The following is a 16,303-nucleotide window of genomic DNA, read 5'->3' on the forward strand; positions in this document are numbered from 1 at the left end:
AGGACTCGGGGTGAGCATACGCGACCTGTTCCAATACGCGCTCTCCGTGAAGAGCTTCCCGTGCCGGAAAACGACTGCCCCGCCGTTAAACCAAGATTGACGCAGCCCGTTCTGAGCATCGCGCGCCCATGGCGATCCTTCGCGCAAACAGGCCGCTCGCCCGCTCTTGGCGCGCCGGTTCGGGGGCGATGCGCGACCGACTACAGCGTCACCTCGACCAGCGCGCCCGGGGCGGCGCCGGCGGGGGCGGGCACCTCGAAGTAGCTCTCCGTCATGGCGACGCCGCCCTCCTCCACCAAGGCGAGCTCGACGGTTCCGGCGCGGCGGGCGCGCTCGGATGCGCGCAGCTCGTCGCCCAGCGCGCGCAGCATGGCGGCGCGGGCTTCCTTGACGGCGGGCGGCACTTGGTCGGCGCGCTCGGCGGCGGGCGTCCCGATGCGCGGCGAGTACGGGAACGCGTGGATCTTCGCGAAGCGGCAGGCGCGCGCCACGTCGAGCGTCTCCTGGAACTCGGCATCGGTCTCGCCGGGGAAGCCGGCGATGATGTCGGTGGACAGCGCCAGCTGCGGGATCCGGCGGTAGAGCCGCTCCACGAGCGCGACGAAACGCTCCGCGTCGTAGGGGCGCGCCATCTCGCGCAGCACCTTCGAGCTTCCCGCCTGCAACGGCAGGTGCAGATGACGGCAGACGCGGCCGTCCGCCGAAGCCAGAAGGTCGATGAGCGCATCGTCCACATCGCGCGGCTCGATACTGGACACGCGGAAGCGCGCCGGGGCCTCGCCGGGCGCGTGCAGGTCGGCCGTCTCGTCGAGCAGGCGTCGCAGCAGAGCGGCCAGCCTGATCGCGGAGGGGTCGCGCCGTCCTCCGTCGCAGTACGACCCCAGGTTTATACCCGTGAGCACGATCTCCCGCGCGCCGGCGCGGGCATAGGACGCGCACTCGCGCACGACGTCGTCGGCCGGACGGCTGGTCGCGCGCCCGCGTGCCACGTGCACGATGCAGTACGTGCACGCGTTGTCGCAGCCGTCCTGCACCTTCACGCCCACGCGCGTGCGGAAGCCGGATCCGATATGGAGGGGCGCGTCCTCGCCGGGAGAAAAGGGCGCCTCGTCGAACAGGGCATCGATGGCCTGCGCCAGCTGGGCCTTCCCCACCACGCTCACGCGCTCGTCGAGCGCCTCGTAGAACGCGGCGTCGATGGCGGCGGCGCAGCCGGTGACCAGCACGCGGGCATGGTCGTTCGCGCGCAGGGCGCGGCGCACGGCCTTGCGGGTCTTCTTCTCGGCCTCCCCCGTGACCGTGCACGTGTTCACCACGATGAGGTCGGCGGACGCTTCGGACGTCTCGACACCGCGCAGGGCGAGGCGCGCCGCCGCATCGTCCGACTCCACGCGGTTCACCTTGCATCCCAGGTTGACGACGGCGAAATTCACGATTGCCCGCCTGCCTCGCACGCGTCCCCGGCTTCCTCGCGACGGCTTTCGACATGGGCGGACGTGCGTTCCTGCGCTTCGCGCGCGTCGTGCATCATGCGGCCCAGCTCGTGCAGGACGAGCGCGGGAGCCACGATGCCGGCCGTCTCGGTTCGCAGGATGGACGAGCCCAGCGACACGAGCGACGCACGCGGGTTGCAGGCCAGGAGCGCGTCCGCCTCGCTTCGCGAAAGGCCCCCTTCGGGGCCCACCACCACGGCGATGCGCGCGTTCTCGGGAAGCGCGCGGTCGAGCCGGAGGCCGCGCTCGAGCGCCTTCTCGATGCGCGCGTCCAGCAGCGCCTCCTCCCAGCACACCAGCACGGCGGTGGCGTGCGCCAAGGAGGCGCACACATCCGCCAGCGCCATCGGCTCGCCCACCTCGGGACACGCGCGCTGGCCGGACTGCATGGCCGCGCTCTTCGCGATGGCGCGCCATCGCTGCGTCCTCGCCGCGGCCTTCCTCGCATCGAGCCTCACGATGGAGCGCTCGCACGACATCGGAACGAACGCCGAAACGCCCAGCTCGGTGGCGTGGCGGATCACCGTCTCCATCTTGTCGCCCTTGGCCAGGCCCTGCACGAGCATCACGAGGGGGCGCTCCTCGTCGTCGAGGCGCTGCGCGATGCGCACCACCGGGACCGCATCGTCGAAAGCGGCGATCTCGCACTCGAAGTAGTCCTGCGCGGCGTCCACCACCGCGATATGCTCGCCCGGCGCAAGCCGCAGCACGCGGGCGTGCTTCGCGTCGTCCGGCGACAAACGCAGCGGGAAAGTCGGCGCCCCCTCGTCGGCAAGCACCTGGTCGTGCAGGTAGAAATGCTGCAGGGACATGGCGACCCGCTAGTTGAACGCGTCGCGGAGCTTCTGAAGCGGGGTGCGCTCGTCGGCCACGTCCTCGCCCAGCTCCTCGGCCAGCTTCTCCAGCAGCTCGCGCTGCTTCTTCGTCACCTTCTTGGGCACCACGACGTTCACGTGCACGTACATGTCGCCGCGCGACTCGCTGCGGAACTTCGGCATGCCGAAGCCCTTCACGCGAACCACCTGCTCGTTCTGGCAGCCTTCGGGAATGCGCACCTGCACCTTCTCGTCCTCGAAGATGCCGTCGATCTCGATCTCGGCGCCGAGGGTGGCCTGCACGATGGAAACGTTCGCGCGCGCATGCAGGTTGTCGCCGTCGCGCTCGAAGAACTCGTGCGGCTGGATGCGGCACGTGACGATGAGGTCGCCCGGGCGGGCGCCGTGCATGCCGGCCTCGCCGAAACCGGACAGGCGCAGCTGCTGGGCGTCGCGAATGCCCACGGGCACCTCGACGGTGACGCGCTGGCGGTCGGGCACGCGGCCCTGCCCCTCGCACTCGGGGCACGGGTTCTCGATGGTGTGGCCGGTGCCGCCGCAGGTCTTGCACGTGGTGGCCGTCTGCATGTCGCCGAGGAAGGTGTGCTGGATGGTGACCACGCGGCCCTGGCCGTGGCAATCGGGGCAGGTGATCTCGCGACCGTCGGGGCCGAGGCCCGACCCTTCGCAGTCGGGGCACGGCGCCAGGCGATCGTACACGATCTCCTTCTTGGCGCCCGCGGCCACTTCCTCCAGCGTCAGGCGCAGGCCCACGCCCATGTCACGGCCTTCCTTGCGCATAGGCGCGCGGCCGGCGGCCTGCCCGCCGAAGAAGGAGCTGAAGATGTCGCCCATGCCGAACCCGCCGCCGAACAGGTCCTCGAAGTCGACGTAGCCGCCGCCTCCGTAGGGGCTGCCGCCGCCGGCCGCGCCGGGAACCGTGCCGAAGCGATCGTATGCGCTGCGCTTCTGCGCGTCGGACAGCACGTCGTAGGCCTCGTTCAGCTCTTTGAACTGGTCCTCGGCATCGGGCGCCTTGTTCACGTCCGGGTGAAGCTCGCGCGCGCGCCGACGGAACGCCTTCTTGATCTCGTCTTCGGTCGCCTCGCGGGACACGCCCAGAACTTCGTACAGATCCTTCGCCATTGTACGCTCGTTACCTTTCCTCATAGACGGCGCAGGACGCGCCGCCTCCCATGTCGTTTACACGTCCTCCAGCGCCGCGCTCGCGATGCGCACCGCCTGTATAACCTTGGAATAATCCATGCGCGTGGGACCCACCACGGCGACGACCCCCGCCGACGCGCCTCGCCCGTAGCGGCTGGCCACCACCGACACGCCCGCTAGCGCAGCCGCGTCGTTCTCGCGTCCGATGCGCACGCTGGGCGCGCCCGAGCCCTGCCGGGCGGCATCGTCGAGGATTTGCAGCAGCACCGTGTCGTCCTCGAGCACCTGCATGACGGGCAGCAGCGCCTGGGACTGGCTGAACTCGGGCTTCGTCAGAAGCGAGCTCACGCCGAGGCGATGCGTGCGCGACGCGTCGCCTTCCTGCAAACACGACAGCACTTCGTCCAGCGCCATGCGCACGAGCGGGTCGCGGAACGCCTCCGCCATGCCCTCGCCCAGGCCGTCCTCGATCTCCTGAAGCGACTTGCCGCCCATCACCTCGGCGAGGAAGCGCTGCACGCGCGCCAGCTCGTCGGGCGACACCTCCTCGGCGAAGTCCATCTGGCGGTTGAACACCTGGCCGTCCTCGGTGACCAACACCACGAGGGCGCGGTACGGCGACAGCGAGATGAGGGACAGCTGCTTGATGTGCAGGTTCAGCACCGACGGAGCCAGCACGATGGACAGGCAGTCGGTAAGGCGCGTGAGAGCCGACGACGTCTGCTCCAGGAGCGCGTCCAGCTCGCTTGCGCTGCGGCGCAGCTGGTCCACCACAGGCCGGTAGCGCTCGTCGTCGCCGGCAAGATCGGACGCCAGCAGGTTGTCGACGAACGCACGGTAGCCGAAGTCGGTCGGAATGCGCCCGGCGGACGTGTGCGGCTGCGTGATGTAGCCGCCGTCCTCGAGGACGGACAGCTCGTTGCGCACCGTGGCCGGGCTGACGCCCAACTGGTAGCGCTCCGTCAACGTGCGCGACCCCACGGGTAGGGCGCGCGCGACGTATTCTTCGATGAGGGCGCTCAGCACCCGTTGCCTTCGATCCGAAAGCACGCTCCTCCACCTACCTCTCTCGCCAGTCGGCTTACCTGAACCATAGTAACGCATCATATTAGCAGCCGAAAGCCGAGAGTGCTAACAACAGGCGGAAATTATGGAGAAACTCGACGGGAGACGCACAAGGAGCGGGCGCGCGTCAGTCGGCCAGATCGAATAGGGCGCCGTACAGCTCGTTGCCGCAGAGCCAGCCGCGCTCGGTGGGCCGCCAGCGGCCGCCTTCGTGCTCGACGAGCCCCTGCCGCTCCAAGTCGGCCAGCACCGTCGTCGCCTCGGGCAGCAACTCCGCGGCGCGGGCGGCGTGCTCGTCGGACACGCCCGCGGTCATGCGCATGCCCAGCATAAGGTTCTCGGCGGCCATCTGGCGCGGGTCGAGGTCGTCGGTCACCTGGCCGTCCTTCACCCGCATGCGACGCTGCGCGTTCTGCGTCATCGTGGCAGCCGAACGGCCCAGACCCAGGTAGGGCACGCCCGTCCAGTACGCGATGTTGTGGCGGCATGCAAAGCCGGGGCGGGCGTAGCTGGCCACCTCGTAGCGCTCGAAGCCCTCCGAATCCAGCACGCGCGCGGCGATCTGCATGTGCGCGGCCTCCACGTCGTCGTCGGGCTCCTCCAGCTCGCCCGCCAGCACCGCGGCGTCGAAGGGCGTGTGCGGCTCGATGGTCAGCGGGTACACGCTCACGTGCGTCGCGCCGAGGCGCACGGCCTCGCGCACGCTCGCCTCGAAGCCCTCCGCGCTCTGGCCGGGGATGCCGCACATGAGATCGACGCTCACGTTCTCGAACCGGGTGCGGGCCGCCTCGATGGCACGGCGGGCGTCATCGGAGGAATGCGCGCGGCCGAGCGTGCGCAGAACGTCGTCGTCGAAGCTCTGCACGCCGATGGACAGACGGTTCACGCCGAGCGCCCAGATGTCGCGCACCATGCGCTCGGTGAGGCTCTCGGGATTCGCCTCCATCGTGCATTCTACCTCGTCGGTGAGGTGCATCGACAGCGACAGCGTGTACAGCAGCATCGACAGGCCCGCCAGCCCCACATGGCTGGGCGTGCCGCCGCCGAGGTACACCGTCTCGACCGCCCCCAGCTCGCCTTCCTTAGCCTTGCGGCGGATCTGAAGGCTGAGATCCTCCACGTACGCTTCGATCTCGGGCGCGCCGGCGGGCACGGCCGCCGTGGCGAAGTCGCAGTAGGCGCACCGCTTCACGCAGAACGGAAGATGCAGGTACAGCGCCTTGTACGGATCGTGCGGCATGAGCGCCTCTCTTCTCACTCGTGGGCGGCGGCATGCTCCCTCGCGCATGCCAGCAGCTCGTCGAACACCTCGTCGAAATCCTCCACGGACACGCAGCCGTTGATCCTGCCGCGCGCGGCGGCGGCGCCGGGCAGCCCCGCCAGGTACCACATAGCGTGCTTGCGCATGCGCACGATGTTCCTGCCTTCACGCGCGCTGAGCAGCCGCGCGTGGCGGCGCGCGAGCGCGATGCGCTCCTCCACGGTGGGCCCGTCAGGCTCCGGCTCGCCCGCAAGCGCAGCCTTGGCCTGGGCGAACAGCCAAGGGTTTCCCTCGGCGGCACGCGCGATCATCACGGCGTCGCAGCCGGTGCGCTCCGTGATGGCCACGGCGTCGGCGCCGCTTCTCACGTCGCCGTTGCCCACGACGGGCACGCTCACGGCCTCCTTCACCCGCGCGATAGCGCCCCACTCGGCGCGCCCGCGGTACAGCTGCTCGGCATAGCGCCCGTGCACGGCTATGGCGCAGGCGCCCGCGTCCTCCATCCTCCGAGCGAACTCGGGGGCGGTTTCGTCGCCCTCGGCCCACCCTCGACGGAACTTCACCGTGACGGGGCGGCTCACCGCTGCGCGCACCGCGCGCACGATGGAGGCGGCCAGCGCCGGATCCTTCATGAGCGCCGAGCCGTCGCCCTTCGACACGATCTTTCTGGCCGGACAGCCCATGTTGATGTCGAGGTAGGCCAGCGACTGCCCCATCTCGCGCTCGATCCACGCAGCTTGGGCGGCCATCGTGTCGGGCTCGTGGCCGAACAGCTGCACGGCCACCTGGTCCTCCCCCGGCGCGAGGCGCAGCAGATGCCGCGTCTTCTCGTTCGCGTAGGAAAGACCCTTGGCCGACACCATCTCGGTGTAGGTGAGGTCGGCGCCCTGCTCGCGGCAGAGCGTGCGGAACGCCTCGTCGCTCACGCCCGCCATGGGGGCGAGCAGCAGACGGCGGCTCCGGAAGAACGCGTGCATATCCTCCATGGCGCTACGAAGCCATGATCTCGGCCATGTTGACCAAGACGAACCCCAGCAGCACTACGATGCCCACGACGGCGATCAAACAACCGCAGCCCAGCGCGAGCTTGGTGCCGCCCGACGTGGCGGCGCGCATCTCGTCCTTCGCGGCCTTCTTCTCGTCGAACGGGTCGTCCAGCCAATCGAAATCGTCTTTGCGTGCCATGCTCTCAACCTATCTGCATCAGTCGTCCACCTTCAGGATGGCCATGAACGCCTCCTGCGGAACTTCCACGTTGCCGATGTTCTTCATGCGCTTCTTGCCGGCCTTCTGCTTTTCCAGCAGCTTGCGCTTGCGGCTGATGTCGCCGCCGTAGCACTTCGCCAGCACGTCCTTGCGCTTCGCCTTCACCGTCTCGCGCGCCAGCACGCGCCCGCCGATGGCTGCCTGGATGGGCACCTCGAACATCTGGCGCGGAATGATCTCCTTGAGTTTCTCCGTCAGCACGCGTCCGCGATCGTACGCCTTGTCCTTGTGCACGATGAACGACAGCGCGTCGATGGGCTTGCCCGAAAGCAGTATGTCCAGCTTCACCAGCTTCGAGGGCTTGTAGTCGTCGAAGTCGTAGTCGAGCGAGGCGTAGCCCTTCGTGTTCGACTTAAGCTTATCGAAATAGTCCATGATAAGCTCCGACAACGGGATCTCCCACAGCATCTCCACCGTCGTGGGAGACAGATAGTTCATGGTGACGAAGGTGCCGCGCCGTGCCGTGGTCAGCTCCATGACCGCGCCCACGTAGTCGGGCGGAATGAGGATCTTCGCCTTGAGATAGGGTTCCTCGATGCGATCGATCTCGCCGGGATCGGGCATCTCCTGGGGCGAGTGCAGCGAAATCATCTCGCCGCCCTGGCGGTACACGTGGTATTCCACGCTTGGCGCCGTTGCCAGAAGGTCGAGGTCGAACTCGCGCTCGAGGCGCTCCTTGATGACCTCCATGTGCAGCAGGCCTAAAAAGCCCACGCGGAAGCCGAAGCCCAGCGCGTGCGACTTCTCCGGCTCCCAAGCCAGCGCCGGGTCGTTGAGCGACAGCTTCTCGAGCGCCTCCTTCAGAGGCTCGTACTGGTCGCCGTCGAGGGGGAACAGGCCCGTGTACACCATGGGCTTGGCGTCGCGGTATCCCGGCAGCGGCTCATCCACGCCGCCGCGCACGGCGGTGATGGTATCGCCCACCTTCACCTGGCGCACGTCCTTCAGGCCGGTGACCAGGTAGCCCACCTCGCCCACCGACAGCTCCGGCAGCGGCGTCTCGGCCGGGCGGCGTGCTCCCACCTCTTCCACCAGCACCTCGGTACCGGTGGCCATCATGAGCACCCTGTCGCCCTTCTTCACGGCGCCGTCCACCACGCGCACGAGCGCCACCACGCCGCGGTACGGATCGAAGTACGAATCGAAGATGAGCGCGCGCAAGGGGGCGTCGGCGTCCCCGACGGGCGCGGGAATGTTGTACACCACGGCCTCCAGCAGATCGTGCACGCCCTCGCCCGTTTTGCCGGACGCGAGCACCGCATCGTCGGCGGGGATGGCCAGGCCCTCCTCGATCTCCTCGCGCACGCGGTCGGGCTCGGCCGCGGGAAGGTCTATCTTGTTGATGAGCGGGATGATGTCGAGGTTCGCGTTCATGGCCATCATGGCGTTGGCCACGGTCTGCGCCTCCACGCCCTGGGTGGCGTCCACCACGAGCACGGCGCCCTCGCACGCGGCGAGGCTTCGGCTCACCTCGTAGGTGAAGTCGACGTGGCCGGGCGTATCGATGAGGTTGAACTGGTAGGTCTGGCCGTCGTCGGCCGTGTAGTCCACGCGCACGGCCTGGCTTTTGATGGTGATGCCGCGCTCGCGCTCGATGTCCATGCTGTCGAGCAGCTGGGCCTGCATGTCGCGGCTGGCCACCGTGCCCGTGAGCTCGAGGACGCGGTCGGACAGCGTCGACTTGCCATGGTCGATGTGCGCGATGATGGAGAAGTTGCGGATGAAGTTCGGATCGGTGGTCATAGCCTGTCTTTCAAATGACGCGCGCTCGCACGCATGCGGGCGCTTCGGGAAAACGGAGCCTATTCTACCCTATTCGCGCGCTGCGGACAGGGTTCGCGCGCTACAGTTCCACGACAGCGGTCGCATCGCTCGCGGAATCGACGCGCACGAGCTTGGCGCGAGCCTTGTCGCCCTCGTCCAGACACAGCGCCCAGAGGCCGTCCTCCAGCTCCACGACCGCCTCTCCCCCGTCCAAGGCGACGGACGAATCGATCACAGGCACGAAACCCGAGCCGTCCTCGGCAGTGAACACGGGTCGCGCGACGACGGCAACCGCGGCTCCCGATGTCTTGACCTGCACCCGCGACCCGCTCTCAACGGTTTCCGAGGGCACCGTCGCTCCTTCGTAGACGGGCTTCTCGTCGGAATGGCATGAGGAGCAGGCGACGTTCCGGTCGATCACCTGATGCTGGGACGCGCCGGAGCATCCTGCGAGGGTCACAGCGCCCATGAGGGGCAGCGCGGCGGCGGCCAGTACGCGGACGGGCAAGCGAAAGTCGCAACGGTGCATGGAAGGCTCCTTTTCCCAGGTTGATGGAGAAACGTGCGCGATTTTGCATTTGTGCGTGAAAAAGCGCTCAACGTTTGCTATTCTATCGCATTGTGTATCCGGCAAATACGTTCGCGCGATGGTTTCATCGCCGATCTGCAGACGTGGCTGCGCTTCAAGATTCGTACGTGCCGGTGACCGATTGGTCCGCGAAACAGAGAAATCCCGCCTGTTTCACCATGCATCGAGGCTGCCCGCCTGCGCGGGCGCGCCATGGTTCCCCCGAAGGGGATCGCATGCGAGGCTGTCGTCACCGTGCAGTTGCGACTCTCGAGATCGCCAAACGCTCCGCATCGCCGGAAACGCACGGTATCAGACAGGTTTTGCAAATTGGAGGAACATCACCCATGGCGAACATCAAAAGCCAGAAGAAGCGCATCATCACCAACGAGAAGTCCCGCATGCGCAACCGCGCGGTCAAAAGCGAGCTCAAGACCGCGACCCGTCGCATGAAGGACGCCGTCGCCGCCGGCAACGGCGCCGAGGCCTACGCCGCCGCGTGCGCCGCGTGCCGCCTGATGGACAAGGCCGCCTCGAAGGGCGTCATCCACAAGAACCAGGCTGCGAACCGCAAGAGCGGCATCATGGCCCTGGCCAACACGGTTGCCACCGACGCCGATCGCGCCGCCTACGTGAAGCCGGCCAAGAAGGAGCAGAAGACCGGCTCCAAGAAGGCCGAGCGCAAGGCCGCCCGTCTCGCCGAGATGAAGGCCGCTTCCGAAGAGAAGGCCAAGCGCCGCGAGAAGCAGCTCAAGGAAGAGGCCGCCGCTCAGAAGCGCAAGGCCAAGGAAGCCGAAGAGGCCGCCAAGGCCGAGGCTGCCGAAGGCGCCGAGGAAGCTGCCGCCGAATAACGATCCATGCGCATACGGCACTCGCCCTGCGATCCGTCCGCATATCAAGAGCGAAGGAGCCCCGGAAATCCGGGGCTCCTTCGCGTTAGAGGGCTGTTATCCTGAGCGGAAACCGCGGATTGTCCCCGCTGTCATCCCGAGCGAGCGTTCTGCTTGCATTTTTGACGACAACCTGAAACGCTAGCGCCTCGCCGTCACCGCCAGCACCCAGTCCAGGAAAGCGCTCCTGGGATCGGCGCCGCTCTTCATCGCGCGCTCGGTGTCACGCGAAGAGATGATGGCGCGCCGCAGTTCGGCGGCAGTGAAGCCGCGGGCCCAGTTGACATGGTTCTTCACGCGCCAGTCGGGCGCTTTGAGCGCCGCGGCCACGCCGCGGGGATTGCCGCGATCGGCCATCGAGCGCGCGCAGACAAGCTCGCGCAGACGCGTCGTGCACATGGCCAGCAGCGCGTGGGGCGACACGGAATCCATACGACCCAGGTACAGCAGGCACTTGCGCACGTCTCGCGCCGCAAAGGCGTCGACGAACTCCCAAGGCTTCACCTCGGCGGTGCGGCTGACCATGTCGACGATCTCGTGCTCGTTCACCGCGTCGGTGCCGCGATGCGCGAGCGCGATCTTTTTGAGCTCGCTGTCGAGATGCACCGTGTCCTCGCCGACGAGGTCGACGAGCTTGACGGCTGCGCCCTCGGTGAGCGTGACGCCGTGGGTCACGGCCATCGAGCGCACCGTTCGGGGCAGCTCGTAGCGCTTGAGCGGTGCGCAATCGATAACCGCCGTCTTGCCGCAGGCGGCCACGGCCTTGTACAGGCGCGTGTTCTTCGCCAGCTTCTCGGCGACGAGCGCGAGCACCGTGGAGCCGTTCGGCGAACCGAGATAGCTCACGAGCTGTTCGGCATCGGCTTTCTTCAGCTTGTCGGCCGCGCGCACCTCCACGAGACGCACGGGGCTCGCGAACGGCACGGTGTTGCAGGCCGTGACGATGTCGCCGCCCTGCGCCGTCTCGCCGTCGAACTCGTCGGCGTTGAACGACAGATCGCCCATCGAGGACAGGCGCGCGCGTAGGCGCTTCATCACGGTGTCGCGCTTGAGCGCGTCCTCGCCTACGATAAGGTAGACGGGCAGCAGCGGAGCTTCTTGTTTCTTTTGAGTAGCCATGCCGTTCATTCTAACGCAGGGTATCCACCTCGATCCGGTCGGCGGTCAATTTGCACGAAACATCTCCCTGCTCGTCGGTGCGGAAGACGCGTGCGCCCGCGGCCTCGAGCCGATCGAGCGTGTCCTGCGCCGGATGGCCGTAGCGGTTGCGCGCCCCTGCGCTGACCAACGCGATGCGAGGAGAAAGGACGGCGGCCTCCTCGTCGTCGAGGGCGTTCTTGGATCCGTGATGGCCCACCTTGTAGAGGTCGACGGAGTCCACAAGCCCTTCGTCGATGAGCGCGCGCAGCTGGTCGCGCTCGGCGTCTCCCGTGAAAAGCGCACGCCACTCGGATGCGCCGTCGCCGTCGATGTCCGCATCGGCGACAAGGCACAGGCTGTCGGCGTTGCCCCCTTCGTCGGAGAACCGCTCGGGCCACACTGTCTGCAAGTCGAAGGAGCCCACCTGAAGCGCATCTCCCTGCCGAAGCCCGACGACTCCCCCGTCGCCCGCGAGCTTGCGCGCGTCGGCGACGAGCGAGACGCACGCTTCGCAGCCGCACGAGAGCGCGTCCTGGGCGACGAGCACGCGTCGCACGTCCACGACGCCCGCAAGCGAGGCGAGCGATCCTTTATGGTCGTCGTCGCCGTGGGTGATCACCACCGCGTCGAGGCGGTACGCTCCATGCCGTGCGAGCGCCTCGCGCAGCATCCTGTCCTGGTTGCCGGTGTCGATCAGGACGGCCGTCCCCCGGCTCCGCACCAGGAACGCGTCGCCCTGCCCCACGTCCAGCATGACGATCTCGTCGCCCGAAAGGCGCGGGGCGACGACGACCGTCCCGATCATGACGCACGCCGCCGCCGCGACCAGACCGAACGCGCGACGACGGCTCGGACGCGGCCACGCCAGCCACAGCGCCGCCGCGCATGCCGCCGACGCCAGAAGCGCCCCGGCGAGGGGCACGCTCGCAGGCAGGCTCGCGTAGGGGACGCTCGCGAGCGCGCGCACGACGGCAGTGAGGGCGCCTGTGCCCATCGACGCGAATCCGATCAACGCCGGCGCGACGGCAGGAACGGCCAAGGATGCCAGCACCGCCGCGAACCCGCCGGCGCAGACTACGGGAAACAGCGGCGCGGCCGCTACGTTGGCCAGCGGCGCCACAACCGGCACCTGCGAGAACAGCGATGCGGCGAGCGGCGCGGCCGCAAGGCTCGAAGCGGCGGTAAGCGAGAGCGCCTCGCGCGCCAGGCGCGGAGCGCGCTGGAAGCACTGCGCGATCCACGCCTGGAAAAGCCCTGCGAACAGTACGATGCCGAGCGTCGAGAGCGCCGACAGCGCGAACGAGACCGCCAGCGCCGTGCGCGGATCGAGCGCGATGCAGCCGATCATGCATACGGCCAGCGCGCTGAGCGCCGCCGGCCGCCGCCGCGCCGTGAACGCGAACATGCCGGCGAACGCCATGACGGCCGCGCGCACGGCCGACGAGGGCGCGGCCGCCAGCACGAGGAAGCCCAGCAGAAACGACGCCTGCAGGACGGCTCCGGCGCGCCGGGGAACGCGCAGCGCACGCAAGAGCGCGGCTGCGCAGCCGGCGACGATGGACAGGTGCGCCCCCGACACCGCCACGAGATGCGCAAGCCCGCTGGTCTGGTAGGCGGCGTACGCGTCACCTACCTCGAGGGCGCCGCGCCATCCGCACACGAGCGCGGCGAGCACCGCGGCCCCGTCGTCGGTCCCCTCGTCGGCGATCAGGTCGATCGCGCGATTGCGAAGCCCTGTCAAGATACCGAGGGCGTCGGCACGCTCGCAGCTCACGACTCGGCGCGCCGTGCCTTCGAGCACCGCGCCCTGCCGCCAGCAGTATGCCGCCGACGACCCGCCCGGCGCGGAGAGCGTCGCGTCGGCCTCCAGCACGTCGCCGTAACGCGGAGGGTCCTCGCCTTCCTCGAACCTAAGCCGCACCGTAACGGCTCCGATGTCGGGAAGGTTCGCGCGCGCGAAGCACGTTGCGCCATAAGGGCCCTGCGAACCGTCGGCTGCGACTTCGAATCGCCAGCGTCCCGAAAGGCCGTCGCCTTGCAGCTGCGCCTCGTGCTGCGCGGCCGCGCACCCGCCTGCGAGCGCGATGCCGAGCGCGGCTCCCAGCAGCGCGGCCCACGCGATCGGCACCGGCAGCCGCCATAGCGCGAAAGCGCATGCGACGCTCGCGACGATGCCGGCCGCGCCGACGGCGAGGCATGCGCCGGCATCCCAGGATCCGGATGCGGCCAGCACCGCCGCGCACGATGCCCACAGCGAAAGCGCGCAGGCCAGCACAGGCGGCAGCGCCGGGCGCGGAGGAAGCGCGACCGGTTTGCCCCGCGCAGCGCCCCTCATCCCACGCATACGAGATCGGCCAGATCGGCGAACTTCTTGTCCCCGATGCCGGACACGCGCTTGAGATCCTCCACCGTGCGGAAGGGGCCGTTCGCCTCACGGTCGGCCACGATCTTCTCCGCCGTGGACGGCCCCACGCCAGGCAGCGCATCGAGCTCGGCCGCCGTCGCCCGATTGAGGTCGATCTTGCCGCCCGTCGGCGAAGCAGCCGCCCTGGAGCCCGCATCGCCGCCGTCCACGGCCGCGCCCGGCTCCAAGACAGCCTCCTCCTGCGACGGCACGACGATCTGCTCGCCGTCCGCGAGCACGCGTGCCAGGTTGAGCGCGTCGCGGGCGGCTCCGTCGGCGAACCCTCCGGCCGCGTCCACCGCGTCCTGCACCCGCGCGCCCTCCGCCAGCTCTCGCACCCCCGGTTCGACCACGGCGCCTCCCACGTGCACGAAGACGGTTCGCGCCTCCACGGAAGCGGCGCCGTCCTCGTCGGTACCGTCGGAAGTCGCCGCGCCGTCGTCGCGAGAGAGCGAGAAGCCGTCCGACGTTCCGGCCTTGACCAGCGCTCCTCCCGCCGCGATGAGCACGATGGCCGCGAGCGCCGTCACGCCCACGAGCACCGGCAGGCGCACGCCGGTCAGGTGCGCCTTCGCCCGCCACGACTCCGCCCGCTCTGCAAACCCCATGCCGCCCCCTCGCCCGTCGCCGATTCCTCTCCTTCCATGATAGCGACTCCGACTCACGCGCCGATGGCGCAGATCCAGCGAAACGCGCCGCGTTTTCCAGCGCACCTTCCACGCGTTTCCAACGCCGATTCCACGCGCCGTCGATGCCGATCCAGCGCGGTTTCCACCTGCCGCGCCAACGAATCCCACGCGCATATCACGCGCGAGGAGTACCCCGCTTCTCGTCAGCTCGAATACAAGCTGCGCTGGGCCCGTCATCCTGATCGGGGCACCGCAGGTCGTCATCCTGAGCAGAGCGCGCAGCGCGGAGTCGAAGGATCCCGTGCGGTGCCAGCCGCGGCGCTTCCAGCTGATGCCGCACGGGATCCTTCGACTCCGCGCTGCGCGGGGCCTCCCTGGGCTCGCTTCGCGTGCTCGGGAGTTCGACAGTCCGCTGGACTGTCGAATGCTCGCGCTCGCTCAGGATGACAGGGCGAGAGCTGCGTTCGCTCGGGACGACGAAACGGGGCAAGAGAAAGCGGCGCCCCCGAGGTATTTCCCGGGGACGCCGCTTTTGCGAGCTTCTGCAACCGGCCGCGCTCAGGAAGCGCGTTTCTTCTTCGGCTTGTAGGCGGGGCAGGCGTAGTCGCGAACCTCTGCGGCGTCGGCGATCTCGGGTACCCAGCGCTCGATGGGCAGCGCGGCCTCGGCTTCCAACACCACGGGCAGCTTCGCATGCGTCTCCGGACTGCGCGGCATGAACAGCGTGCAGCAGTCGGGCGCATCCTGCGACGAGATCTCGAACGAGCCCAAACGCTCGGCTTCGGCGATGATCTCCAGCTTGTCGGTGCCGATGAGCGGACGAAAGACGGGCAGGTCAACCGCCGCGTCAGTGCAGCGGATGTTGTCGAGCGTCTGCGAGGCAACCTGACCCAGGCTCTCTCCCGTCACCAGCGCTCCCGCGCGCTCGCGGCGTGCGATCTCCTCAGCCACCTTGAACATGAGACGACGGTACATGATGACGCGCAGCTCGGGCGGCACGGTCAGCGCGATCTCGCGCTGGTAGTCGCCGAACGGCACCGCGTACACGCGAGCGATGCAGCCCGTGCGCTCCAGCACCTGCGCGATGTCGTCCACGAGGTACTCGCTGGCATCGGATGTTTGAGGTCGTCCGGAGAAGTGCACGCCTATGCACACCGCGCCGCGCCGCGCGAGCTTCCACGTCGCCACCGGCGAGTCGATGCCCGACGACAGCAGGCTCACGACCAGGCCCGAACTGCCCACCGGCAGCCCTCCCACGCCCGGCAGCGAGCGCGCGTACACGTACGCCGCGTTCTGCACCACCTCGACGCCCACCGTAACGTCGGGCTTCTTCATCTTAACGGACTTCTCGGGGTGCGCGGCGCACAGCGCCGAGCCGATGATCTGGTTCATGTCCATCGAACCCGTGGCGAAATCGGTGTGGTTGCGCCGCGCCGCCACCTTGAACGTGTCGAACTCGCCCGCCTCGGCCATCGCCGCGAGCGCCGCCTCCGTCATCTCGTCGAGGTCGCGCTCGCACTTGAAACCGCACGACACGCGCGCTACGCCCGGCACCTTGCCGATGACGTCGGCCGCCTCCTTCGCGGTGGTCCAATCGGTGCCCTCACGCAAGAACACGCACAAACGGCCCGCGATGCGATGGATAACGACCACGGGGAAAGGCTTCAGCAGCGCTTCGAGGTTCTTGAGCAACCTCATCTCGAACGTCGATCGATTGTGCCCCTTGAGCCCGATCTCGTGGTAATGGACCAAGCAGATGCGTTGGAATTCAGTCATGGATATCCTTCGATGCAGAGAGATCGCGCGTAGCGCGAAACGAACACGCAGGTTGGCGCAGCACG

Annotated in this window: 14 protein-coding genes; 1 reads left to right on the forward strand and 13 read right to left on the reverse strand. The window is 68.4% G+C overall.

Going from position 1 to position 16,303, the window contains the following annotated elements:
* Positions 1–200 precede the first annotated feature (200 nt).
* The 9 genes from ELEN_RS08230 to ELEN_RS08270 all read right to left on the reverse strand — a co-directional run bounded on the left by ELEN_RS08230 (position 201) and on the right by ELEN_RS08270 (position 9,360).
* The gene (locus ELEN_RS08230; RefSeq protein ID WP_015760692.1) at positions 201–1,433 is read right to left on the reverse strand and encodes a MiaB/RimO family radical SAM methylthiotransferase; all 1,233 of its coding nucleotides are present in this window, start codon (positions 1,431–1,433) and stop codon (positions 201–203) included.
* On the reverse strand, positions 1,430–2,305 hold the full coding sequence (locus ELEN_RS08235) for an RsmE family RNA methyltransferase (RefSeq protein ID WP_015760693.1): 876 nt from the start codon (positions 2,303–2,305) through the stop codon (positions 1,430–1,432). The genes ELEN_RS08230 and ELEN_RS08235 overlap by 4 nt, the downstream gene beginning before the upstream one ends.
* Before the next feature lie 9 nt (positions 2,306–2,314).
* Complete coding sequence (gene dnaJ, locus ELEN_RS08240; RefSeq protein WP_009608625.1) at positions 2,315–3,454, reverse strand: molecular chaperone DnaJ; 1,140 nt, start codon at positions 3,452–3,454, stop codon at positions 2,315–2,317.
* A 57-nt stretch (positions 3,455–3,511) separates the two neighbouring features.
* On the reverse strand, positions 3,512–4,582 hold the full coding sequence (gene hrcA, locus ELEN_RS08245) for a heat-inducible transcriptional repressor HrcA (RefSeq protein WP_009608692.1): 1,071 nt from the start codon (positions 4,580–4,582) through the stop codon (positions 3,512–3,514).
* 85 nt (positions 4,583–4,667) lie between these two features.
* Positions 4,668–5,780 (reverse strand): radical SAM family heme chaperone HemW, encoded by a 1,113-nt coding sequence (gene hemW / locus ELEN_RS08250; RefSeq protein ID WP_015760695.1) that lies wholly within the window; start codon positions 5,778–5,780, stop codon positions 4,668–4,670.
* A 14-nt stretch (positions 5,781–5,794) separates the two neighbouring features.
* The gene (dusB, locus tag ELEN_RS08255; protein WP_015760696.1) at positions 5,795–6,787 is read right to left on the reverse strand and encodes a tRNA dihydrouridine synthase DusB; all 993 of its coding nucleotides are present in this window, start codon (positions 6,785–6,787) and stop codon (positions 5,795–5,797) included.
* A gap of 4 nt (positions 6,788–6,791) precedes the next feature.
* Positions 6,792–6,986 (reverse strand): hypothetical protein, encoded by a 195-nt coding sequence (locus ELEN_RS08260; RefSeq protein WP_009307065.1) that lies wholly within the window; start codon positions 6,984–6,986, stop codon positions 6,792–6,794.
* An 18-nt stretch (positions 6,987–7,004) separates the two neighbouring features.
* Positions 7,005–8,810, reverse strand: coding sequence for a translation elongation factor 4 (gene lepA / locus ELEN_RS08265; protein WP_015760697.1), 1,806 nt, complete (start codon positions 8,808–8,810; stop codon positions 7,005–7,007).
* Positions 8,811–8,910: 100 nt separating this feature from the next.
* Positions 8,911–9,360, reverse strand: a complete 450-nt coding sequence (locus ELEN_RS08270) for a hypothetical protein (RefSeq protein ID WP_009608653.1) — start codon at positions 9,358–9,360, stop codon at positions 8,911–8,913.
* A gap of 386 nt (positions 9,361–9,746) precedes the next feature.
* Between ELEN_RS08270 and rpsT the strand changes: the two genes are divergently transcribed.
* Positions 9,747–10,250 (forward strand): 30S ribosomal protein S20, encoded by a 504-nt coding sequence (gene rpsT / locus ELEN_RS08275; protein ID WP_009608657.1) that lies wholly within the window; start codon positions 9,747–9,749, stop codon positions 10,248–10,250.
* 180 nt (positions 10,251–10,430) lie between these two features.
* On the opposite strand, the gene holA is transcribed toward rpsT, so the two are convergent.
* The 4 genes from holA to thiI form a co-directional block, all read right to left on the reverse strand.
* Complete coding sequence (holA, locus tag ELEN_RS08280; RefSeq protein ID WP_009307069.1) at positions 10,431–11,408, reverse strand: DNA polymerase III subunit delta; 978 nt, start codon at positions 11,406–11,408, stop codon at positions 10,431–10,433.
* Positions 11,409–11,418: 10 nt separating this feature from the next.
* Positions 11,419–13,773 carry a DNA internalization-related competence protein ComEC/Rec2 gene (locus ELEN_RS08285; protein ID WP_226843993.1) on the reverse strand — a complete coding sequence of 785 codons (2,355 nt, stop codon included), beginning with the start codon at positions 13,771–13,773 and terminating at the stop codon, positions 11,419–11,421.
* A complete protein-coding gene (locus tag ELEN_RS08290) occupies positions 13,761–14,441 on the reverse strand; it encodes a ComEA family DNA-binding protein (protein WP_009608698.1) in 681 nt (226 codons plus the stop codon). Before ELEN_RS08290 ends, ELEN_RS08285 begins: the two co-directional genes overlap by 13 nt.
* A gap of 579 nt (positions 14,442–15,020) precedes the next feature.
* Entirely contained in the window at positions 15,021–16,238 is a 1,218-nt protein-coding gene (gene thiI, locus ELEN_RS08300) for a tRNA uracil 4-sulfurtransferase ThiI (RefSeq protein ID WP_015760700.1), read from the reverse strand.
* Between the last annotated feature and the right edge of the window lie 65 nt (positions 16,239–16,303).

Source organism: Eggerthella lenta DSM 2243 (assembly GCF_000024265.1).
GTDB classification, from domain to species: Bacteria; Actinomycetota; Coriobacteriia; order Coriobacteriales; family Eggerthellaceae; genus Eggerthella; species Eggerthella lenta.

Excerpts from the sequence above, each read along its gene's own strand:
- thiI (WP_015760700.1), bottom strand. The coding sequence starts at position 16,238 with ATGACTGAATTCCAACGCATCTGCTTGGTCCATTACCACGAGATCGGG.
- hrcA (WP_009608692.1), bottom strand. The coding sequence starts at position 4,582 with ATGATGCGTTACTATGGTTCAGGTAAGCCGACTGGCGAGAGAGGTAGG.
- ELEN_RS08270 (WP_009608653.1), bottom strand. The coding sequence starts at position 9,360 with ATGCACCGTTGCGACTTTCGCTTGCCCGTCCGCGTACTGGCCGCCGCC.
- ELEN_RS08235 (WP_015760693.1), bottom strand. The coding sequence starts at position 2,305 with ATGTCCCTGCAGCATTTCTACCTGCACGACCAGGTGCTTGCCGACGAG.
- dnaJ (WP_009608625.1), bottom strand. The coding sequence starts at position 3,454 with ATGGCGAAGGATCTGTACGAAGTTCTGGGCGTGTCCCGCGAGGCGACC.
- ELEN_RS08290 (WP_009608698.1), bottom strand. The coding sequence starts at position 14,441 with ATGGGGTTTGCAGAGCGGGCGGAGTCGTGGCGGGCGAAGGCGCACCTG.
- holA (WP_009307069.1), bottom strand. The coding sequence starts at position 11,408 with ATGGCTACTCAAAAGAAACAAGAAGCTCCGCTGCTGCCCGTCTACCTT.
- hemW (WP_015760695.1), bottom strand. The coding sequence starts at position 5,780 with ATGCCGCACGATCCGTACAAGGCGCTGTACCTGCATCTTCCGTTCTGC.
- ELEN_RS08260 (WP_009307065.1), bottom strand. The coding sequence starts at position 6,986 with ATGGCACGCAAAGACGATTTCGATTGGCTGGACGACCCGTTCGACGAG.
- lepA (WP_015760697.1), bottom strand. The coding sequence starts at position 8,810 with ATGACCACCGATCCGAACTTCATCCGCAACTTCTCCATCATCGCGCAC.
- ELEN_RS08285 (WP_226843993.1), bottom strand. The coding sequence starts at position 13,773 with ATGCGTGGGATGAGGGGCGCTGCGCGGGGCAAACCGGTCGCGCTTCCT.
- dusB (WP_015760696.1), bottom strand. The coding sequence starts at position 6,787 with ATGGAGGATATGCACGCGTTCTTCCGGAGCCGCCGTCTGCTGCTCGCC.
- rpsT (WP_009608657.1), top strand. The coding sequence starts at position 9,747 with ATGGCGAACATCAAAAGCCAGAAGAAGCGCATCATCACCAACGAGAAG.